Origin of the sequence: Pantoea sp. SM3, from assembly GCF_000963995.1 — a bacterium.
Lineage (GTDB): Bacteria > Pseudomonadota > Gammaproteobacteria > Enterobacterales > Enterobacteriaceae > Pantoea > Pantoea rwandensis_B.
This window is the reverse complement of sequence record NZ_JZRD01000005.1, coordinates 143,563-166,184: the sequence shown is the minus strand read 5'-3', so window position 1 is coordinate 166,184 and position 22,622 is coordinate 143,563. Positions and strand designations below refer to the sequence as shown.

19 protein-coding genes are annotated in these 22,622 nt (G+C 53.8%); 3 read left to right on the top strand and 16 right to left on the bottom strand.

The features are described from left to right. Positions 1–863: 863 nt before the first annotated feature. Entirely contained in the window at positions 864–1,955 is a 1,092-nt protein-coding gene (locus tag VI01_RS03095) for a porin (RefSeq protein ID WP_038647379.1), read from the top strand. Between the two features lie 157 nt (positions 1,956–2,112). Then, positions 2,113–3,186 carry an alpha/beta fold hydrolase gene (locus VI01_RS24625; protein WP_231638442.1) on the top strand — a complete coding sequence of 358 codons (1,074 nt, stop codon included), beginning with the start codon at positions 2,113–2,115 and terminating at the stop codon, positions 3,184–3,186. Here the strand turns inward: VI01_RS24625 and VI01_RS03090 are convergent. The 8 genes from VI01_RS03090 to VI01_RS03055 all read right to left on the bottom strand — a co-directional run bounded on the left by VI01_RS03090 (position 3,119) and on the right by VI01_RS03055 (position 12,169). Next, a complete protein-coding gene (locus tag VI01_RS03090; RefSeq protein ID WP_045813950.1) occupies positions 3,119–4,138 on the bottom strand; it encodes an AraC family transcriptional regulator in 1,020 nt (339 codons plus the stop codon). The genes VI01_RS24625 and VI01_RS03090 overlap by 68 nt on opposite strands. An 84-nt stretch (positions 4,139–4,222) precedes the next feature. After that, positions 4,223–5,659 carry a YchO/YchP family invasin gene (locus VI01_RS03085; RefSeq protein ID WP_082082023.1) on the bottom strand — a complete coding sequence of 479 codons (1,437 nt, stop codon included), beginning with the start codon at positions 5,657–5,659 and terminating at the stop codon, positions 4,223–4,225. A gap of 629 nt (positions 5,660–6,288) precedes the next feature. Beyond that, positions 6,289–7,086, bottom strand: a complete 798-nt coding sequence (locus VI01_RS03080; protein ID WP_045813949.1) for a glucose 1-dehydrogenase — start codon at positions 7,084–7,086, stop codon at positions 6,289–6,291. A gap of 11 nt (positions 7,087–7,097) precedes the next feature. After that, positions 7,098–8,165, bottom strand: coding sequence for an ABC transporter permease (locus VI01_RS03075; protein ID WP_038647393.1), 1,068 nt, complete (start codon positions 8,163–8,165; stop codon positions 7,098–7,100). Positions 8,166–8,184: 19 nt separating this feature from the next. Beyond that, positions 8,185–9,705, bottom strand: a complete 1,521-nt coding sequence (locus tag VI01_RS03070) for a sugar ABC transporter ATP-binding protein (protein WP_045813948.1) — start codon at positions 9,703–9,705, stop codon at positions 8,185–8,187. 9 nt (positions 9,706–9,714) lie between these two features. Then, positions 9,715–10,326 carry a DUF2291 family protein gene (locus VI01_RS03065; RefSeq protein WP_045813947.1) on the bottom strand — a complete coding sequence of 204 codons (612 nt, stop codon included), beginning with the start codon at positions 10,324–10,326 and terminating at the stop codon, positions 9,715–9,717. Positions 10,327–10,370: 44 nt separating this feature from the next. Then, positions 10,371–11,306, bottom strand: a complete 936-nt coding sequence (locus VI01_RS03060) for a D-ribose ABC transporter substrate-binding protein (protein ID WP_038647397.1) — start codon at positions 11,304–11,306, stop codon at positions 10,371–10,373. A gap of 65 nt (positions 11,307–11,371) precedes the next feature. After that, entirely contained in the window at positions 11,372–12,169 is a 798-nt protein-coding gene (locus tag VI01_RS03055; RefSeq protein WP_045813946.1) for a GolD/DthD family dehydrogenase, read from the bottom strand. A 376-nt stretch (positions 12,170–12,545) separates the two neighbouring features. Between VI01_RS03055 and VI01_RS03050 the strand changes: the two genes are divergently transcribed. Then, complete coding sequence (locus VI01_RS03050; protein WP_038647401.1) at positions 12,546–13,367, top strand: DeoR/GlpR family DNA-binding transcription regulator; 822 nt, start codon at positions 12,546–12,548, stop codon at positions 13,365–13,367. A 44-nt stretch (positions 13,368–13,411) separates the two neighbouring features. On the opposite strand, the gene cheZ is transcribed toward VI01_RS03050, so the two are convergent. From cheZ to cheW, 8 genes are all read right to left on the bottom strand, one after another. Continuing rightward, positions 13,412–14,053 (bottom strand): protein phosphatase CheZ, encoded by a 642-nt coding sequence (gene cheZ, locus VI01_RS03045; RefSeq protein WP_045813945.1) that lies wholly within the window; start codon positions 14,051–14,053, stop codon positions 13,412–13,414. A gap of 9 nt (positions 14,054–14,062) precedes the next feature. Next, positions 14,063–14,452, bottom strand: coding sequence for a chemotaxis response regulator CheY (cheY, locus tag VI01_RS03040; protein WP_007892562.1), 390 nt, complete (start codon positions 14,450–14,452; stop codon positions 14,063–14,065). A gap of 39 nt (positions 14,453–14,491) precedes the next feature. Then, complete coding sequence (locus VI01_RS03035) at positions 14,492–15,541, bottom strand: chemotaxis response regulator protein-glutamate methylesterase (RefSeq protein ID WP_038647406.1); 1,050 nt, start codon at positions 15,539–15,541, stop codon at positions 14,492–14,494. After that, complete coding sequence (cheR, locus tag VI01_RS03030; protein ID WP_034821825.1) at positions 15,538–16,413, bottom strand: protein-glutamate O-methyltransferase CheR; 876 nt, start codon at positions 16,411–16,413, stop codon at positions 15,538–15,540. Before cheR ends, VI01_RS03035 begins: the two co-directional genes overlap by 4 nt. A 90-nt stretch (positions 16,414–16,503) precedes the next feature. Then, positions 16,504–18,183, bottom strand: coding sequence for a methyl-accepting chemotaxis protein (locus VI01_RS03025; RefSeq protein WP_045813944.1), 1,680 nt, complete (start codon positions 18,181–18,183; stop codon positions 16,504–16,506). 165 nt (positions 18,184–18,348) lie between these two features. Beyond that, the gene (locus tag VI01_RS03020) at positions 18,349–20,019 is read right to left on the bottom strand and encodes a methyl-accepting chemotaxis protein (protein ID WP_045813943.1); all 1,671 of its coding nucleotides are present in this window, start codon (positions 20,017–20,019) and stop codon (positions 18,349–18,351) included. Positions 20,020–20,268: 249 nt separating this feature from the next. Further along, positions 20,269–21,945: a methyl-accepting chemotaxis protein gene (locus VI01_RS03015; protein WP_045813942.1), complete on the bottom strand. Its 1,677-nt coding sequence runs from the start codon at positions 21,943–21,945 to the stop codon at positions 20,269–20,271. A gap of 170 nt (positions 21,946–22,115) precedes the next feature. Next, on the bottom strand, positions 22,116–22,613 hold the full coding sequence (gene cheW / locus VI01_RS03010; protein WP_034821837.1) for a chemotaxis protein CheW: 498 nt from the start codon (positions 22,611–22,613) through the stop codon (positions 22,116–22,118). Positions 22,614–22,622: the final 9 nt, after the last annotated feature.

Below are 22,622 nucleotides of genomic sequence, written 5' to 3'. Positions count from 1 at the left end.
TGAAGCTATTGTTTTAAAATTGTTAAAATCCGTTGTGTCGCAGCACTACTCTAGAGTGCAGTAAGCGTGCCAGCTAGCGGAAAAAATGCATAAATGGGTTTGAGCAACGCATTATCAATGAGTTAGATTAGGTCACTATTCACATTAACTGCATAAAAAGTGAATATCAGTCTGATGGAGAGAGGAGAGCAGCTATTTATTTAGCAGATTTATGCATTCACAAAATGAAATAGCGCTTTTGTGATCGCACAGCAAATATTTCGCCAAAAAGTCGCGGCGTCCGCCCTGTTTTAGGGCAACTTGTGCATTTATGGTGCGCGGATGTGCAGGAAATGTGCATCCAAATCGGCAAGTAGAGGTGGCACTCACTCGCTCCTGTTTAACAATCTCTTTGCATATTTGGCTGCATTTTGAACAACGCCTTAATTAAACGTAAGTTAAACGACGTTTAGTGACTAAGGTTATTATCATTGCAGAAATAAAAAGACACAAAGAGATTAACCAGATAATTACCATGCTAATGATTAGGTGGTTTTATATATTTGTTATTGAACAATAATGCATAGGCTTGTGCTATTTAACCATCATAGAAACAGAGTGATTTACTTTTCTTTAATTTTATTAATACCAATATAAAACAATGAGTTATCTATTTATATTGATGCGATACATATTGATATTGGGATAAGTTTATCCAATGTAAAATCCCATATAATGGAAGTTAAGATTAAAAATCACACAAAAAGCCAATCTGAAATATTTAGTTACATATATTGCACTGTTGATCTTGAACCTTTTGTGTCATTTTCTTTTCACCCCGATGACGGGGATACAATTAAAAAATATCACAGGGTAAATTATAAATGATGAAGCGCTCCTTACTGGCAGCAGTGATGCCTTTACTGCTGGGACTTTCTTCGGCTCAGGCCGCCGAAATCTATAACAAAGATGGCAACAAACTGGACCTGACCGGCAAAATCAACGTTTCGCATCTGTTCTCTGATAACGACAGCGCAAACGGTGAAGTCTCTTCCTATACCCGCCTGGGCTTTAAAGGCGAAACCAAAATTAATGACCAGCTGACCGGCTATGGTCAGTGGCAATACCAGTACAGCCTGAGCAACTCTGAAGGCAGCGATGCTAACTCAGGCAACAAAACCCGTCTGGGCTTTGCGGGTCTGAAAATTGCTCAGTTCGGTTCAATCGACTACGGCCGTAACTACGGTCTGGTGTACGACGTACTGGGCTACACCGATATGCTGCCGTACTTTGGTGGTGATTCAGGTTACACCGATGCGTTCTTGTCAGGCCGTTCTACCGGTGTGCTGACCTGGCGTAACAAAGATTTCTTCGGTCTGGTGAAAGGCTGGAACTTTGCCGCGCAGTATGAAGGCAAAAACGAGCGCTCTGACAGCGCAACTGCCAGCAACCTGGCGGTACGTCGTTCGAATGGTGACGGCTTTGCGTTGTCAACCTCCTATGATTTCGATTTTGGCCTGAGCATTGTTGGTGCTTATGCGAACCTCGATCGTGTCACTGCACAGAACACCGCAACCTACGGCCGTGGCGATAAAGCGCAGAGCTGGGCAGCCGGTCTGAAATACGATGCCAACCAGATTTACCTGGCGACCATCTATGGCGAAACGCAGAACGCGACGCCGATCGGTAATAACGGTTTCGCTAACAAAGCGGTTAACTTTGAAGCCGTTGCACAGTATCAGTTCCTGAATGGCCTGCGTCCTTCACTGGGCTATGTGTCTTCTCGCGCGAAAGATGTCGAGAACAATGTGGGTGATACTGACCTGTTCAAATACGTAGCCGTTGGCGTGACTTACTACTTCAACAAGAACATGTCTGCTTATGCAGAGTATAAAATCAACCTGTTGAAAGATAATAACGCGTTGAACATCAACACTGACGACGTAACTGCTGTTGGTCTGGTGTATCAGTTCTAAGTGAGTATCCCTCATTGCATACCGGCTAGTGTCGGCTGGGTATGAGCAAAGGGCAGCGCAAGCTGCCCTTTTTTATTGTCGTTATACAGGTACTCAATCGTGATTGAGGACGCGATAACTGACTGTTTCCGTTATTACTCTTCATGATTTTACACTCATGGAGAACACGCTAATGATTCGATTTTGTATTTGTGCACTTATGCTGATGATGTGTGCATCGCTTGCACAGGCAGCTACGGGCTTTCGTCAGATAACACTTGATAGCCAGGGCAATCGTCCGCTCAATGTTGCTTTTTGGTATCCCACTGCAGCCACGGGCGTCTTAGAAGATGTGGGTGAGAACCCAGCGTTCTATGGTGAGTCGGTTTTACGCAATGCAACGCCTCGTCCCGGACAGCATCCTTTAGTCCTGCTGTCTCACGGCTATGGCGGTAGCTGGCGTAACCTCAACTGGTTGGCGCATGCACTCACTGTGCAAGGATATATCGTCGCTGCCCCCAATCATCCCGGTACAACAACTGAGAATCGCGATCCTGCTACTGCCCGGAAACTTTGGCTGCGTCCAGATGATATCAGCCGGGTACTGGACCGATTATTGGCAGACGAACACCTGGCAGGAAAAGTTGATCCATTGCGCATCGCCGCCATAGGCCACTCACTTGGAGGGTGGACAGTAATGGAGTTAATCGGTGCCCGGTTTTCGTCAAACAGATTTGTTCAGGATTGCCAGAACCACGCGCAGCTATCAGACTGTCAATTGATTGAGACTTTGGGTATCAGCAACACGAATACCGCTTCTTTATTAAATGCTCAATTAGGTAGCCCCCACATCAAAGCGGCTATATCGCTCGATCTGGGTCTGGCGCGCGGATTCACGCCAGATAGTTTGGCAAGGATTTCTGTGCCAGTGCTGGTATTATCCGCAGAACAAGACAGTGTTGAACTTCCCGCCTCACTGGAATCCGGCTATCTGGCGCAGTATCTTCCGCCGCAACAGACACCGTTTTCACGTATCAGCGGCGCAACCCACTTTAGTTTTATGCAGCGCTGTAAACCCCATGCTGCTGAGTTGATTGAACAGTCTTCCCCTGGCGATGGCATCATTTGCCAGGATCAAGGCAGCCGGAGCCGTGCCGATATTCATCAGGAGTTAATCGCCCGTATCACGCATTTTCTGAGCGCGGCATTGAACCGGCCTGCTGACGAAATGCACTCGGCGTCTGCCCGCTGATGCGGAGAAACTCGCGATTGAAATTTGATTTGGTGGTGAATCCTGAAGCCAGCATCACCTCCGTAACCGGCAGTGAACTGCTTCGGAGCAACTGCTGCGCATGAGCGATGCGAAAACCATTTATCCATTGAGAAACATTACAGTGGTAAGTCGCATTGATCGCACGTGAGATGTGACGCGAGGGAATACCGGCTTTGCGCGCCAATAGATTCAACGTGAGTTGTGTATTAAGGAACAGGTCATCCTGCCGCAGTCGATTTTCCAGTTGCAGGCACAAAGCTGCCTGCTCAGGCGTCTGCAACGGAGAAGAATCGGGCAGTACTGTCTCAATACTCACTTCCCGGGGGCGAGTACGTGCTGCAAATACAATCGCCAGGCTAAGTAAAGGCAGCATTAAACTTTGCATTATCGCGATGATTTGCGGCACAAGCTTGCCCTGATGCAAAGTGAATTCGAGCGCCACCAGCAAATCTGTCATACCAGAGAAGCAAAGAAATACACCGGCGGTAAGAGCCATTTTTGCCGCCAGCCCGACTTCGCTGATGCGCGCATCGCTAAATCGATCCCCACCGCCTAAGCCCAGAAAAATCAACGCTGCCCCGTATCCGATGTAGAGCACAAATAGCACGCTATCAATGGTTGGTGGCCAGCACTGCATAATGATGATGGCCAGCGCGGGCGGGACGATTTTCCAGCGTGAATAGTTCTGAGTCGTATGCGGGCTGAAACAGTACCAGGCCAGCGCTGGAAGCAGCGTTGCCAATAACACGCGCAAAGCCATGAGTGGCGTTGACGGCAAGATCCAACGTAATGCTCCCACCGCCAGTAACAGTGAGCAGACGACCAGAAATAACAGCGTGGTTTGGTGGCGTTGCTTATCGTTCGCCGCTAAGGTCACGATTAAAATCAGCAGCACCAGTAGCGTAACCAGCGGAACCGGAATTGAAGGCATGCAATAAGAACCCATTCCTGACAATAAGCCGCTATGTTACCGGGTTCATGCAGTGAAGTGGCATGAATTTCGTCGATGACCGTTTTAAGGCGCCAGCAAATCGAAACGATTATCCTCTCCGGAATTGATGCTAAACGGTTCCTGTAATTGCAGCGTAATCCAGTTGGAGGTCACCCGGCTGCCCTTGCTGTCTTCCAGCGTCACAGACAGGCGATAGCTGTTGGTGGCGTCAGATGCGCTGTTCCACGTGGGCATAATAATGCTCCATCCTTGCGGATCGTTAGGATTCGCACCCGGCGTGAGGCTTAACGCTTGGGTGTCGCCCTGCCAGACCACTTTGGTTATCGGATTGGCATTACGGATTTGCAATTTCAGCGGCAGGCTTTCACCGCCGTTTAATTGCCATGGCGGCGTAGCGAGGAACACGGATAAAGTTTTGCGCTGACGATATTCCACCACCGGCGTAGTGTTGCGGGTGACCATGTCGTAGCGACTGCCACGCAGCGAACGCGCTTCTGCCACGTTATCGGCACTCAACTGCTGGCTCAGCGGCACGCCGAAACGGTAGTTAAGATGCAAACCCAGTTGGTCCTGACTCTCACCTTCATTACTGGTTTTGTGGCTGGCAGAAAATGTGACCAACGGCACAGGCGTGTAGGAGACACCGAAGGTCAGCGCCGAGGGATTGTGATAGGTATTGCCGCTGCTAAACAGATCCACATCATTGCCCAGATACTGCTCCCAACTCACTGACATCCCAAGCTGGCGATAGAAAGGCAGATAGCCCTGGGTGGTGAAATCGTAGCCGCGTGCTAAACGCTGCTGCTGGAAAGGATCGCGATTTTGCCAACCCGACAGTGGCGTGTAGTAGTTAGCCGAGAAGCGCAGGTAATCGCCCCACGCTTCGGTGCCCACTGAAGCGCGCTGCAATCCGCTATTAAACATGCGATCGACAAAACCGTTGTAACCCAGCAGCCATTTACCCGCCGTCCAGCGTTGTCCCAAGCCGATATTACCCACCAGCCCTTCATCCGTTTGATGAAAGCCCACTTCACTAAAGGTCAGGTATTGGTAGCGATCGGCCCACGGCGTGAGTAGCGAAGCGCCACTGCCGGTGAAGTTACCGTCCATATCGACGTTAAAATCGATTTGCGCTTTACCATAAGGCGACAGCAGGGATTGGCCTTCATCCACCACGCGGTTCGCCACTTCATCGCGGAAATGGTTAAACGCCCAGATGCCCGCCTGATGACCAAAAGTGTTGTCGCTGGTGCTGTCCTGACTGGCTTCACCAATGCTCTTGGCGATGGTGGCCAGATTCTTGCTGAAGGCCGCATTCTCGTCTTCATAGCCGAGTGCGGGCAGATCGCTGGCCATTTTCTGGAAACGTTCGGGATCGCTAAAGGGCGCATCAGCAACGTGCGTGTCAGTGACCAGCGCCAAAGCCGGTGCAGTGAAAAGCAGCCCGGTTGCGGCAGGCAGCATGCGCAGTGATTTGAAAGCGGAAAAAACAGATGTCATAGCAAAAACAGGCTTTTATCCAGTTTAGAATTTGAGGTGGCTCACAAAACTGTACTGGAATACCCTAACACATTCTGCCGACTTTGCAGAAAAGGCTGGGCTGAATTAGGACATTGCCTGATTAGCAAATGCACCATTTTCTCTTGATCACCAAATCGCTCCGCATCGCGTAATGTTCGTCAGTTCAGCGACAGGTGATAACGCAGTCTGCCGCCGTATAGGGGCTGGCCTGCTCTGAAGCTTCAGTGATTATTGTGAAAAAGGGCACGGTAGTGGTGGCCTGAGCATCTCTACTGCTGCAAGGGCTATCCGCAGCGCTGAGGCTTTTACGTTGGGTCAGGAGCCAGGCGCAGGGAGGCGACTGGCAGTTCGGGTTGGCCTGGATGGCCTTACCCGAACGATCCGCCGGCACGACGTGGAAGCCGAAGGCACCGCGTCAGCGGCGCGAGGACAGCCCGGCAGCAGAAGAGGTGCTCGGGCCCGCACTCCAATATGCTAACCCACACGAAAAAAGCTGCCACTTTTAACAGCGACAGCTTTTGCAAATAGGGCTTTAACTCACGAGCATTCCCCCCTCCCCCCCAGAGCGCCCTGCGTCAAGCCCCGCCAGGCGCTCACGGCTGCTGCGATTAGGAGAAAATCAGCCCGCCATCCACGTTGATGGTTTGACCGGTAATGTAGCGCGCATCATCCGACGCGAGAAACGCCACCAGACCGGCGACATCTTGCGGCTGTCCGGCGCGTTTCAACGGAATATTTTCAACCCATTCCGCCATCAACTCACCTTTGCCATATTGCTTTTTATCGCTGCTGAGGATTTCTCCCCACACGCGATCGTTGTAATCCCACATCTCACTTTCGATGATGCCCGGACAAAAAGCATTGACGGTGATGTGCCATGGCGCCAGTTCCAGCGCCAGACTCTGAGTAATACCGATGACACCCATTTTGCTGGCCGCATAATGTGGCGTGTAGATAAAGCCCTGCCGCCCCTGTCCTGATGAGGTGTTGATCAGGCTGCCGCTGCCCTGCTTCACCATGTGCTTTGCCGCCTCACGACAACACAGCCAGACGCCGGTGGTGTTCACTGCCAGAATTTTTTCGAAATCGCTTTTCGGCATCGCATCAAAGCGATCGATGGTGATCACGCCAGCGTTCTGAATCGAAACATCAATGGTGCCAAAGCGCTCAGCGGCCTGCTGATAAAGCTGCTGCACTTCGGCTTCATTGGTCACATCCACCTGCAGCGCCAGAATCTCACTGCCAAACTGCTCTTCCAGCGCCCGCGCCGTGGTGAATACCCGATCCGCATTGGACACCATCACCAGCCTTGCACCATCGCGTGCAAATCGTGCGGCAATGCCCGCGCCAATCCCGCGGCATGCGCCGGTAATCACCACCGTTTTTCCATTAAAATCGCGTGTCATATTGCCTCCTGTTATCCATGCGTTGCTTCAGGCAGGGCGGCCGATTGCTGCTTTTTTTCATGTCTGCGCAGCAGCACCACCTTACTTTGTAATTTTTGCTGGAACTGGTCGATCACCACGGCGGTGACAATCACCAGCCCTTTAATCACCATTTGCCAGAAATCGCTGACGCCCATCATCACCATGCCATCGGCGAGGAACACGATAACAAAGGCACCGATGATCGAACCTGATACGCGCCCGCGCCCTCCTGCTAACGCAGTTCCGCCTAACACCGTCGCGCCGATGGCGTCCATCTCGAACATGTTGCCGGTCATCGGGTGCGCAGTTTGCAGCTGAGATGCCACGATCAATCCCACCAGCGCAGCGCATAAACCGGAGAAGGCATAAACAAATACTTTGACCTTGATGATCGGTACACCGGCCAGGCGTGCCGCAGATTCATTGCCGCCGGTGGCATAGATGTAACGCCCCAGCGGGGTTTTACGTGTCAGATAGAGGCCGAGCAGCAGGAAGCCGATCATCAACCAGATAGGGATGTAGACACCAAGCACACTGCCCGATCCCAAAAACGCGAAACCGGTATTGCCCAATGCTGGCATCCCCACCAGATTGGCGTAAGTGCTGCCATCGTTGAACAGCAGCGCGGCCCCGCGAGCCACATACATCATGCCGAGGGTGCAGATAAAGGGTGCCACGCCCAGACGCGTCACAACGGTGCCGTTGATCAACCCCAGCACAATGCCAAACAGCGCCACCACCAGAATCACTTCCGGCACGTTAAAGAACAGCGTGTTGCCGCCCCACAGCGGCACACCATTGGTGAGCAAAGCCCCCGCCACCATGCCGCAGATGCCCGCCACCGCACCGACCGACAGATCGATGCCACCGGTCAGGATCACCAACGTCATGCCAATGGCCAGCAGCCCGGTGATGGCCACATGCTGCGTCATGATCAGTAAGTTTGAGGTGGTCAGGAAATTAGGCACCATAAAGCTGAAAAAGCCGACCACGATCAGTAACGCGATAAAGGTTCGCGCTTTCAGCAAGTACATATAAAGCAGGTATTTCTGGTTCATTTATTGATCTCCTGCGGGCTTAATCATGCGGTGTTGAGGCGCTAATCAGCGCTTCTCGCGTTGCCGCGCTGCGCGGTAAGTCGGCGGTAATACGGCCATCGGCCATCACCAGAATGCGATCGGCCAGTGCCATCACCTCGTCCAGTTCAGAAGAGGAGAACATCACCGCCAGACCTTGCTGTGCGAGATTGCCAATCAGGTGGTACACGTCCGTTTTGGCCCCCACATCGATCCCGCGCGTGGGTTCATCCAGCAACACCACTTGAGGGCCCGTCATCAGCGCTTTTCCCAGCACCACTTTCTGCTGGTTGCCGCCGCTGAGTGAGGTAATCGGCAGTTCCGGATCGCTCACTTTGATGGCGAGATGACCAATCATTTCATCGACGCGACGCTGCTCTTTGTGGGGATTGAGTAAGCGCAGCGCACGGCGAAAACCGCGCAAGCTGAGATCGCTTAACGTCATGTTGGCGGTGATGGACATCAACTGCACCACGCCTTCGGTTTGTCGATCTTCCGGTACCAGCGCAATGCCTTTCTTTAACCGCTGCTGGAAATTGCGTTTATCCAGTACTTCGCCATTCAGGCTGACGCTGCCAGACTGGCAGTGCATCATGCCAATCAGCCCTTTAAACAACTCCGTGCGTCCCGCGCCCAGCAAACCGTAAATGCCGATCACTTCACCCTTGCGCAGTGAAAACGACACATCATTGAGCTTATAGCCACCATTCTGATGCAGTGCCGTCAGGCCGTTGACGTGCAAAACGGTTTCGCCCTGAGCCGCGGGCTGATAGTCGAAGTGTTTTTTCTTGTCGCCGACCATCTGTTCGATGATCCAGGGAACCGAAGCGTCACGCACTTCTCGCTCGCTGATAAAGCGACCGTCACGAAAAATGGTGATGTGATCGCCAATTTCCATCAGCTCTTCCAGCCGGTGTGAGATATAGATGATGGTCACGCCACGCCGCTTCAGCTGGTCAATGACGTTGAACAGCACTTTCACTTCAGACTGGCTCAGCGCACTGGTGGGTTCATCCATGATCAGCACACGCGTATCTTTGGACAACGCCCGGGCGATTTCGACCAGCTGCTGATGGCCGATGCCCAATTCCCCCAGCTGCGCATAAGGGTCAACATCCAGTTCCAGTCGCTCCAGCAATGATTTCGCCAGCGCATACTGATATTTTTCGTTGATCACGCCGCGCTGGAAAAACTCGTTGGCGATAAAGATGTTGTCCATCACATTCATGTTGGGGAACAGGTTGAGTTCCTGAAAGATGATGCTGATGCCGTGCTTTTCCGCCTGGTGGGTGGAACTGAGCGACACCACTTGGCCGTCCAGCAGAATCTCACCAGAGGAAGGGGTTTCCACGCCTGCCAGCATTTTCATCATGGTGGATTTACCGGCACCGTTTTCGCCAATCAGCACGTTCACTTTGTTGCGATAGACGCGGTAATTCACCTGATCGAGTGCGGTCACGCCGGGGTAAATGCGTGACACATTACGGGTTTCGATGATCACGTCACTTTGAGGATTTTGCATACCTGCTCCTTACTGCCGCACGATGGCAGCAGGTGTGACATTCGGCACCTGTTCAGGTGTATCGAAGCTGCTAAACACGCCGGAAATTTGCACCTTGTCGCCGACTTTGGGCTTGAAGGCGCTCATCATGTTGGCTGCCTGCTGATTAATAGCGCGGCTGTAGTCGCCAAACAGCACCTGATCGTTGAAGTCCTGATAGCTGGCCCCTTTATAGGCATCACGCAGCACCGTGCCTGGGAAAATCGGACCGACCTGCACCGTCACGTTATCGCCTGATACATCTTTCACCGTCATGCGGCCATTACGTGAAGTGGTATTCACCGCCGTGATTTCACCACTGACCTTGACGCTGAAGACGCAGGGGTTCTCTTCCTGTGAGCGGTAGCCGTAGGTTTGACAGGCGCTGTCAAAATCTTTGGCGGACTTCAACGCATTCAGCAGTTCAGCCACTGGCTTCGCATCGTGCTGAATCTGCGGCACCAGTTTCTGCTGCCAGGTCTGAGCAATATTGGCCATTTTGGGATTGGGGGGATTTTTCAGGTCGGCCAGCTCCTGCTGCGACACAATGCGGCAACCGCTAAGGATCACGATAGGAAGCAGTAACCAGAGTCGTTTGTGCATCACATTCTCCTGGGCGCCTGCTGTGCAGGCGCACCGATTATTGATTACGACTTGTAGTTAAAGTCCTGCACACCTTTAGCATTGTCCGGGGTGATCAGAATGCCGCGGAACATCACGCGCTGCTTCTCTGGCTTCACCCCTTTCTGGATGAAGTTGTCGAGGTCGGTCACGCCCTGCGCAGCAATAGCCTGTGCCTGCAACATCACCGTGGCTTTCAGGTCGCCTTTTTCAACCGCATCACGCTCGTCGTTGCTGCCGTCGATACCCACCACGGTGACATCGGTGCGGCCTGCGGCTTTAAGTGCCGCAATTGCACCCAGCGCCACTGGGCCGTTACCGCAGATCACGCCTTTGACATCAGGATGAGCCTGCAGGATGCTGTCCATGATGCGTTTGCCATCGATCAGGGTGCCTTTCGCATCCTGACGCGCGACAGATTTCATATCCGGATACTGATCCAGCACCTGGTGGAAGGATTTCGAGCGGGTGACGCAGTTGTTGTCAGCGAGGTTACAGGTCAATTCGGCATAGCTGCCCTTCTCACCCATTTTCTCTACAAACACGTTGGCCACATCAGAACCCGCCTGGAAGTTGTTGTGGGTGATCTGCGCCAGCGCCACATCGTCTACCGGAATCTCACGGTTGATCAGCACCACGGGAATACCCGCATCTTTGGCTTTTTTGATTGCCGCGACGCTGGCGGTGGAGTCGGCGTTATCCAGCACTATGCCCTGCACTTTTTTACCGATGGCAGCATCGATCAGCTCGCTCTGCTTCTTAACGTCTTCACCGTGCGACAGCACGCTGGTTTTATAGCCCAGCTCTTGCGCTTTCAAGTTGGCGCCTTTGGCTTCGGAAGCGTAATAGGGGTTATCCAGTGAGTTCACCAGAATCATGATGGTGCCTTTGTCGGCAGCGAAACTGGATTGGGCGATCAGGCAACTGGCAATGGCAGTGAATAACAGGGTGCGTTTTTTCATGTTCGTGCTCTCTCATTGTTTTGTTGTTATTGCAGGGTTGAGGCCGTACTGGTGCTGGCGCGGCATTACCAGATGGTGAAGCCGCCATCGATCATTAAATCTGCGCCGGTGATCATGTCGCTGCCGTTGCTGGCGAAGAACAGCACGGCAGCGGCAATTTCATCGGTGTAAGCAAAACGCCCTAACGGGATCAGTTTTTTCATCTGTTCGCCTTTCTCACCGCGCCAGGCCTTTTCGCCCATCGGCGTCAGCACCACGGTGGGTGACAAGGTATTCACGTTGATACGGTGTGGTGCGAACTCTTTGGCCATGACTTTGGTCATACCGAGCAGACCCGCTTTGGCAGAGGTATAGGCCACGTGGTTATCAATGGCGATGGAAGCGGCCTGTGAAGCGATATTGATGATCTTGCCGCCCTTACCGGCGCGCACCATGCGTTTGCCCGCCGCTTGTGAGCAGAGAAAAGGACCCGTGAGATTAACGGCGATCTGCTTTTGCCACTCGGCAAAGTCGGTTTCCAGTACCGGCTGTAACATCACATAACCCGCGCAGTTCACCAGGATATCGATGTGCCCGTAATACTGTTCGACGTGATCGAACGCCGCCTCCACCGAATCAGCATCGGTCACGTCACAGCACACCAGCAGCACGCGGTCAGCGGAGAATTGTTCCTGTACAGCTGCGACGCGATCGCTTTCGAATGGAGGGTAAAGCAGGGCCAGTCGCGCACCTTTTTCTAACAGCATGGCGTTACTGGCCATGGCAATACCACCGAGGCCACCGGTCACCACCGCCACCTTGCCGGTGAGGTCCAGATCGGTATTCACGCCGTAGCGCAGGTTGACATCGTATTCCCCACTCATCCTTTCTCTCCTGTGTGCATATTCAGCGGCTCTGGTTATCTCTGGCCGGATAGGTTCGCAGTAACATTGATTTTCGAACAAAAATATAAGCTATCGTTTCGCAATGGTTTGTGGGTGAGATCAAATTTCATACAAATGATTCAAACTATTTTTATCCCTCTGTATTTTAAGTAAATAACCAAATGACGCGTTTTTTGATATAGAAATAACGGCTGGCAGGTGTATGTGAAATCAATTGCATGGCTTTATCTTATTTTCATTCGAAAATGCATCTTTGTGCGAGCCGCCTCGCAAATCCCTGGCACGCAGAGTAAAATCATCACGGGTTTTCTTATTGCCAAAACCAGACCGTGATTGGAAAGAGGGAGCATTTCGATTGAAAAGCAAAACTGAGCAGCTGGCTGACATGCAGCAGCGTCGTGAGAAGATCCTGGAGATGATCCGCGAGGACGGCACAGTCACGGTTAAAGCGCTTACCGATACCTTTGGCCTGACCGAGGCAACCATCCGCACCGATTTGCGTATGCTGCAAAAAGCCGGGCATGTGCAGCGTTATCACGGTGGCGCCACGCTGATGACCGGTAAGCAGAACACCGGCGCACTGCTGCTTGAGCGTCAAACTCACCTTGATGAGAAAGAAGCCATTGGCCGGCTGGCCGCGCAGTATGTGGAAAATGGGGATACGGTGATTTTCGATTCCGGCACCACGACCACCGCCATTGCCGAGGCGATTGGGCATATCCGTCGTTTATCGGTGATCACCACGGCGGTGAATATTGCGCTGAAGCTGGGGGGGGAACCGGGGATTAATATCCTGCTGACGGGCGGTACCTTCAAATTTCCGACACTCTCGACGTCCGGTGAAAAAGCGGCTTCTTTCTTTGAGAACGTGCTGGCCGAAAAGCTGTTTCTCGCCACCGCCTGTATATCGCCGCGCCTCGGGTTGAGCTTCCCCAGCGAGACGGATATCAAAGTGAAGATGGCGATGATCAACTCCGCCAGTACGGTGTTTGTGGTGGCAGACTCCAGCAAAATCGATAAGGTGTCGATGTTTGCCCTGCCCTGTGACTGGAGCAAAATCCATTATTTGATTACCGATCGCGGGATTACATCGGCGCAGATTGCGGCGTTTGAAGCGTTAGGTGTACAGGTGTTGGTGGCAGGTATTGAAGAGGCAAAAAAACGTGCGGTATTTTGAGCATTCATTCAGGGGCGGCCAACTCGCCGCCCCCTCAATGCTGATTAGAAACCTAAGCTATCCAGCAAATCATCCACCTGATCCTGGTTCGCGACCACGCCTGGTGCATTGGCATGGATCTGCGGTCCATTCAACAGGCTGCTGGCGTCTTTGCGCGCGGCAGCGTTGGCTTCAGGCATATTCTCCAGCAGCACCATCAGCAACTGACGCTCGATCTCCTGGATCACATCCATCATGCGCTTGATCACCTGACCAGTCAGGTCCTGGAAATCCTGCGCCATCATGATCTCGAGCAGCTGCTTGTTGGTGTACGAGGTATGCGACGGCACATCACTGAGAAATTCGCGCGTATCCGAAACCAACTCGCGTGCATCCGCCAGCTCAATCGGGTTTTCAAACCACGCATCCCAACGGCCTTTCAGCTGGTTGGCGTTGGCTTCCATTTTGTCCTGGTGTGGCTGCGCGGCTTCAACGCAGTTTAGTGCGCGTTCTGCCGCTTGCGCCGTCATCTGCACCACGTAATCCAGACGGTCACGTGCGTCCGGAATCGCTTCCGCCGCTTCGGCAATCGCCTGGTCTAACCCCAATTCGCGCAGGCTGTCGCGCAACATGCGCGTCAGCGAGCCGATACGGGTAATAATGTCGTGTGCCGAGGCTTCTTCGGTTGGTTTCGGAAGGTCGCTCATCACATCTCCTTACATACCCAGTTTTTCAAAAATTTTACCCAGCTTTTCTTCCAGCGTGGCTGCGGTGAACGGCTTCACTACGTAACCGCTGGCACCGGCCTGGGCGGCTGCAATGATGTTCTCTTTTTTCGCTTCGGCGGTGACCATCAGCACGGGCAGTTTGCTCAATGCCGCATCCGCACGAATAGTCTGCAGCAGTTCCAGACCGTCCATGTTGGGCATGTTCCAGTCGGATACCACGAAATCAAACCCACCCGCACGCAGTTTGGTCAGTGCATCAACACCATCCTCTGCTTCTTCAACGTTGTTGAACCCCAGCTCTTTCAGCAGGTTGCGGACGATACGACGCATCGTATTGAAGTCATCCACCACCAAAAAGCGCATGTTTTTATCAGCCATATCTACTCCTGTGTTGTCTCGTCCGGCAGGACGGGCTCGTTAAATTCGCAATGCCTGTCCGGCGCTAATTTTTGCCAGCATGTGCTGACTGATGTGTCCTAAATCGACTACTTCACTGGCACCGCCCATCGCAATCGCTTCGCGCGGCATACCAAAGACGACGCAGCTGGCTTCATCCTGCGCGATGGTCCAGGCACCGGCACGATGCATTTCCAGCATCCCGGCGGCACCGTCGTTACCCATCCCGGTGAGGATGACACCCACGGCATTTCGTCCTGCGTGTGTCGCCACGGACCGGAACAGCACGTCAACCGACGGCTTATGGCGGTTCACTGGCGGTCCATCATTCAGTTTCACCACGTAGTTAGCGCCGCTACGGCCCAACTCCATGTGCATGGCACCCGGCGCGATATAGGCATGGCCGGGCAAAATACGTTCGCCATCTTCCGCTTCTTTCACGGTAATCTGGCACAGCTTGTTCAGGCGCTCGGCAAACGAGCGGGTAAAACCTGGCGGCATATGCTGAGTGATCAGCAGCGCCGGGCTGGTCGCGGGCAGCGGTTGCAGCACATGGCGAATCGCCTCCGTGCCGCCGGTAGAAGAACCAATCGCAATCAGCTTCTCACTACTGAGCAGCGGACCGGCTTTCAGCGTCACCGGGGCCAGCGTCGCAGGGCGCGCATGCAATTTCGCCCGGGCCGCTGCACGAATTTTATCGGCGATCATCTGGCTGTAAGCCAGCATCCCTTCGCGAATCCCCAACTGCGGCTTGGTAACGAAATCCACCGCGCCCAGCTCCAGCGCGCGCAGCGTCACTTCCGATCCTTTACCGGTCAGCGATGACACCATCACCACCGGCATCGGACGCAGGCGCATCAGCTTCTCCAGGAAGTCGAGGCCATCCATACGCGGCATTTCGACATCCAGCGTCAGCACCTGTGGGTTGTACTGCTTGATTAAATCCCGCGCCACCAACGGATCGGGCGCGGTGGCGACCATCTCCATATCGGCGTGGCTGTTGATGATCTCCGTCATCAACTGTCGCATTAGCGCGGAGTCATCCACGCACATCACGGTGATTTTGCTCATCGTCTTTCCTTGGTCAATCCATAGACTGTCTGTCCACGCAGCCAGAACTCTTTACTGATCTGGCTGAAGTTCTCTGAGTGTCCAGCGAACAGCACACCGCCGGGCTTCAGCAGGGGAACGAAACGGCGCAGAATTTTTTCCTGCGTCTCTTTATCGAAATAGATCATCACGTTGCGACAGAAAATTGCGTCGAACGGACCCGGCAACGCCCAGTCGTTGGCCAGTAAATTCAGCTGTGAATAGTTCACCATGCTGGCGAGATCGGAGCGTACGCGTACCATGCCTTCATGCGGGCCAGTACCACGCAGGAAAAAGCGTTGCAGCTGCGATTGCGATAAGGTGCGCAGCTCTTCCTGGCGATACACCCCCGCCACGGCTTTTTCCAGTACCTGCGTATCAATATCGCTGGCGTGGACCTGGAATTTGCCCGGTCCGGTGCCCAGCGTTTCGGCCAACGTCATGGCGATGGAGTACGGCTCTTCGCCGGTTGAGGCGGCGGTACTCCACACGCTATAACTGCCACTGCGCTTACGCGCATGATCCGCGAGGATCGGGAAATGGTGCGCCTCGCGGAAAAATGAGGTCAGATTGGTGGTCAGTGCGTTAATAAACGCCTGCCACTCTGCACTGTTCTGGTCTTGCTCCAGCAACGCCAGATAGCGACCAAAATCATCAATGTTCAGCGTGCGCAAACGGCGCACTAAGCGGTTGTAAACCATCTCCCGCTTATGATCGGCCAGCACGATGCCTGCGCGTTGATAGATCAGCTGGCTGATACGACGAAAATGCGTATCTGAGAGCGGCAGGCGCTGCACCATTTGCGAGAGCAGCGTTGTCGCTTCACTTTGATCCAATAACGTCGATTTCTTCATGTCAGGTCACCCGGCAACAAACTGATTAAATTGTGATACTGCGATTACTGCTGCGCTGCCAGTTGGGCCGCCTTGCGGCGGCCACACGGATTAAAAGGTTTCCCAGTTATCGTCCGCGCTACGTGCACCTGCGGGTTGAGCCAGCGCTTTGACTGCGGCTGGACGCAACATTTTTGGCGCTGTAGATACGTTAACGGCCTGAGCGACAAATTCTTTACCAATATTGAACACCGCAACTGACTGTTTCAGTCGACTGGCCTGATCTTCCAGTGCGGCAGCCGCCGTGGCTGACTCTTCAACCAGCGCGGCGTTCTGCTGTGTCACGCGGTCCATCTCGTTCACGGCCAGACCCACCTGGTCGATTCCGCGACTCTGTTCATCCGACGCCGAGGCGATTTCGCCCATGATGTCGGTGACGCGAGTGACGGCGTTGACGATGTTGGTCATGGTTTCGCCTGCGCTCTCCACCAGCACCGAACCGGTGTTGACGCGACTCACCGAGTCTTCGATCAGGCCTTTGATCTCTTTCGCTGCCTGGGCGCTACGCTGTGCCAGACTACGCACCTCGCCCGCCACCACCGCAAAGCCACGTCCCTGCTCACCCGCACGTGCCGCTTCCACCGCCGCGTTGAGTGCCAGAATGTTGGTCTGGAACGCGATGCCATCAATCACACTGATGATATCGGCGATTTTCTTCGAGCTGCCGGTGATCTCTTTCATGGTGGTGACCACGCCATCCACCACTTTGCCGCCGTGCTGCGCGGTTTCAGAGGCAGTCAGCGCCAGCTGTGAAGCCTGACGGGCGTTTTCGGCGTTCTGCTTCACGGTCGCGGTCAACTGCTCCATGCTGGCAGCCGTCTCTTCCAGAGAAGCGGCCTGCTGTTCAGTACGTGAAGAGAGATCGTTGTTACCCATGGCGATTTCGCTGGCACCGGTGTAAATAGCGTCTGAACCATCACGCACGGTACGCACGGTATTCGCCAGCTCCTGCTGCATGTGCTGCAGTGATGTCAGCAGTTCGCCCATCTCGTTGCGCATACTGACATCGATATGCTGCGTCAGATCGCCACGTGCGATATGACGGATATGGTCGATGCTCTGTTTCAGCGGACGAATCAGCACGTTGCGCATGCCGCTCCACACCAGCGCAATCACCAGCAGGGTCACCAGCAAGGTGCCGATCACCAGCATGATGGAGTGCTGATAAGCGCTCTCATTGGCATCAATACCCTGCTTAGCCAGCACGATGTTGTAGTTCAGCCATGCGGTGTAATCCTTTTCGAATTTATCCTGCATACTTTGCGTAGGCTGATCGACAAAGCCTTTGAAATTCCCGTTACCCAGGAAGTCAATCAGCTCGGCGAGTCCGCCGCGAAATGCGTTGTAGTTGGCCTGCAGCGTCTTGACGTTCTCTGCGCTTTTGCCCTTCTCAGACAAATTCGCGTTGAACTCCGCAAAGGCCTGGTCAGCGGTTTTCAACTCCTCACTTGCCAGCGCGACCAGATCTTTCACGGTTGCGCCTGAGCCAGCCTGCTGGCTGTCCAGCAAATAGCGGATCCCTGCACGGTTCAGCGTGTTACGCGCCTGAACCAGCGATACCCAAGAGGTGCCCATCGCCCGTTGCAGCGTACTGAGACGCTGGTTGTAGGCAAAATTCTCTTTATCGGCTTTCACCGTGGTAAAAAACATCCCTCCGGAAAACAGCTGCAGCAAGGCAAACAGTACCAGCACACATAACAGCCCGGAAACGACACGAATACGACTAAACATAAACACCTCATTGGTTGGCGGATCGCTCCTGTTATCGGCGTTCACAGGGGGATCTTTATGTTGTCTGCAACGGGTTGGACCAGCGGGAATTAAGGAGGATCTGGGATAAATTAACGTGTGCCGACAGGTGAACGGACGCACCTGCGTGCGCCCGGTTAAAAACGTTTAAAATGTCTCCCAGTTGCTGTCACTCACTGGCGCGGTGACAGCTTTGCGCGGTGTACTCAGCACCGGCTGCACGCTCGGTGACGCGCGCACCACCGCAGTGGCCTGCGAGGCACGCGGCACGCGGAATACCGCCACTGACTGGCTCAAACGACTGGCCTGCTCTTCCAGCGACGCCGCAGCAGCGGCGGATTCTTCCACCAGCGAGGCATTCTGCTGGGTCACGCGGTCCATCTCCGTGACCGCCTGGCCGACCTGATCGATACCGCGGCTCTGCTCATCCGACGCGGAGGCGATTTCGCCCATGATATCGGTGACACGCGTCACCGCGCCGACGATATCATTCATGGTTTCACCGGCGGTGCCGACCAGCTGCGAACCGCTGTTAACCCGATTCACCGAATCTTCAATTAAACCTTTAATCTCCTTCGCCGCCTGCGCGCTGCGCTGTGCCAGATTGCGCACTTCACCGGCGACCACCGCAAAGCCACGACCCTGCTCACCGGCGCGAGCGGCTTCAACCGCCGCATTCAGTGCCAGAATATTGGTCTGGAAGGCAATGCCATCGATCACGCTGATGATATCGGCGATTTTCTTCGAACTGCCGGCAATATCACTCATGGTACGCACCACGCCATCCACCACTTCGCCGCCTTTGCGTGCGGTATCAGAAGCACTGAGCGCCAGCTGAGATGCCTGACGGGCGTTCTCCGCATTCTGCTTCACGGTCGCCGTCAGCTGCTCCATGCTGGCCGCCGTCTGTTCCAGCGAAGCCGCCTGCTCTTCCGTACGGGCGGAGAGATCGTTGTTGCCCGCCGAGATTTCGCTTGCGCCGGTAAAAATGGCATCCGAGCCATCACGCACATGACTGACGGTACGCACAAGGGACTGCTGCATCTCATGCAGACTGGCCGCCAGTTGGCTCATTTCGTTACGTCCTTCCACGGCAATATGCTGCGTCAGATCGCCAGATGCGATTTGGCGGATATGGCCCAGCAGCTGATGCAACGGTTGGATCAGCACGGTACGCAGACCAAACCAGCAGCCGACAATCACGAACACCACCACCAGCGCCACCATCACCAGCAGCCACATCATCATGTGGAACGCTTGCTGGTTTTGCGCCACGCCTTCCGCCGCCAGCGCGCTCTGCGCCGTGCGCCACTCTGCATAGGTGGCTTTCATCTTCACCTGTTTGGCTTCAATGTTCTGCGCAAACATGCCTTGCAGATCGTTAGCTTTCAAACGTTCCAGCATCGCTTTCAAGCCATCGTTGAAGGCGGCGTAGTCCGTTTCCAGCCGATCGCGCAGTGCGTCCGGCAAGCCTGGCGTACCCGGCAGATCGTAGTAACGCTGGTAGTGCCCGGCAGCCACATCCAGCTGCTTTTCAGTCTGTGCAATCAGCGCCTGAAGCTGGCCGCCGTTGGACTGTGCGGCCATGCTGCCTTGCATGCGCAACATCGCGCGGTTTAATACGGTACGGGTCTGGTTGAGTTCAATCCAGGCATCGGACATCGCGCCGACGTTGTTGGTCGACGTTTGTGCCACGGCAAAAGCTTCTTTATCTTTTTGTAAGGCAGACCAGAACAATCCACCCGACAGTAACTGCAAAGCACCAAAGACCAGTAACACCGCGATCAGACTGGTGACAACATTGATTCGTTTTAACATGGGTTCTCCAAAGAGTGAGGCATTTCGGCTCCCGCTGTTATCGACCGCAGTTGTTAAATTTTGAGGGGCTTTAATGGATTTTACGAAATATAATTCTGCCAATAACTTTCTTTAAAGTGTTTTATAACTAAAGAAATTGTCATTAAAAAAAATGCGCCTTTACCGAATAAACGATAAAAGCGCATTGATGTTGTTGGAATAAAAGGATATTGCGGCAGTGGGTGCGCCAGCGCACGCCACTGCAAGCGATTAAAACGTTTCCCAGTTACTGTCGCTGACCGACGCCGTTACGGCTTTACAGGGTGTACTCAACACCGGCGGCGCGATCTGCGGATGGCGCACCACGGCACTGGCCATGCCAGGCTGTTCGGCACGCGGCACACGGAACACCGCCACAGACTGGCTCAGACGGCTGGCCTGCTCTTCCAGCGAAGCCGCTGCCGCAGCAGACTCTTCGACCAGCGAGGCGTTCTGCTGGGTCACGCGATCCATTTCCGTCACTGCCTGACCGACCTGATCGATACCGCGACTCTGTTCATCAGAGGCTGAGGCGATTTCGCCCATTATATCGGTCACGCGGGTGACCGCATTGACGATTTCACTCATGGTTTCACCGGCGGTACCCACCAGCTGCGAACCGCTGTTGACGCGATTGACAGAATCTTCAATCAGACCCTTAATCTCTTTCGCCGCCTGGGCGCTGCGCTGTGCCAGGTTGCGTACTTCACCTGCCACCACCGCAAAGCCACGCCCCTGCTCGCCAGCGCGCGCCGCTTCCACCGCTGCGTTTAGCGCAAGGATGTTGGTCTGGAAAGCGATACCGTCAATCACGCTGGTGATATCAGCGATCTTCTTCGAACTCCCGGCGATATCGCTCATGGTGCGCACTACGCCTTCCACCACGTTGCCGCCCTTCTGTGCGGTTTCAGAGGCACTCAACGCCAGCTGTGACGCCTGACGGGCGTTTTCGGCGTTCTGTTTCACTGTGGCGGTCAACTGTTCCATGCTGGCTGCGGTCTGTTCCAGCGAGGCGGCCTGCTCTTCCGTACGGGCTGAGAGATCGTTGTTACCCGCCGAGATTTCACTCGCGCCGGTGAAGATCGCATCAGAGCCGTCACGCACGTTACTGACAGTACGCACCAGCGACTGCTGCATGTCATGCAGGCTGCTCGCCAGTTGGCTCATCTCATTGCGGCCTTCAACGGTAATACTCTGGGTCAGATCACCCTGCGCGATCGACTGAATGTGGGCAATGTTAGTGTTCAATGGATTAATCAGAATGCGGCGCAGGTTCACCCAGCACAATCCAATCACCACTAATACCACCACCATGATAGCGCCCAGAATCCAGCTCATGCGGCTGAATGCATCGGCATTTTTTTCCTGGCCTTGTACTGTCAGCTTCGCCACATCCGCACGCCAGTCGGTGTAAGTTTTCAGGAATTTGCTCTGGCTCGGTGCCACTGGCACGCTGCCCGCTTTTGATAAATCGTTAGCAACCAGCGCATCCTGCATCTGTCCCAATGCCGTGGCGTAAGCCGCATAGCCCTCATCCAGTTGCTCTGTGAGTTCAGCATTTTGTCCCGGTGCGTCCGGAATCGCTTTATAAAGTTTGAAATTATCCGCTGCTTTTTGCTGGAACTGCTTGCTGTCGTTGAACAGTCCCTCAATATCCGGCTCTTTGTTGGCCAGTTTACTGGTGGCGATACGCAACTGGATGCGCGTCAATACAACACGGCTTTGGTTGAGGCTCATATAAGCATCATTCAGCGCCGAAAGGTTTTGGCTCGCTAGCTGCGACACATTGAAGCTGGATTTGTCGTCGTTTAATGCTTTGAGAAATATTGATCCGGATATGACCTGCAGCAGGCCAAACATCAGTAGCACCACCAGCAGACTGGTGACGACGCGAATTTTTTTTAACATAGATAGCCCTGGGAAAAGTAAGTAAATGGAACGCAGTATTTATCGGCGGGCGAGGCAGGGAGTTTAATGAAAGTTGTGTGAATAAATATTGTTATTATCTGATTTTTATAGAAATTATTTCAATGCGGAATTATCACGGGCCGATGCTGCCAGCCCGTGATTGTCGATGATTACGCGCTACGCAGCGTATCCACCAGCGCCATCTCTTCGCTGCTCAGCAGCTTCTCGATGTCGACCAGAATCAGCATACGCTCGCCCAGTGCGCCGAGGCCGGTCAGGTACTCGGTAGACATGGTTACAGCGAATTCCGGTGCCGGACGAATCTGTTCTTGCATCAGAGACAGCACGTCAGACACGCCATCCACCACGATACCCACCACGCGGTGCTCAAGATTCAGCACGATCACCACGGTGTTTTCGTTGTATTCCACATCCTGCTGCGCGAACTTCACGCGCAGGTCGATGATTGGCACGATCACGCCACGCAGGTTAGTCACACCCTTGATGAACTCAGGGGTGTTAGCAATGCGCGTTACCTGATCGTAACCCCGAATCTCCTGCACTTTGAGAATGTCGATGCCGTACTCTTCGTCACCCAGGGTGAAAACTAAGAATTCCTGGCCCACGGTTTCGCCAGCGATTTTGGTCACGGTTGCCATGTCAGTCATTTTTTTGCC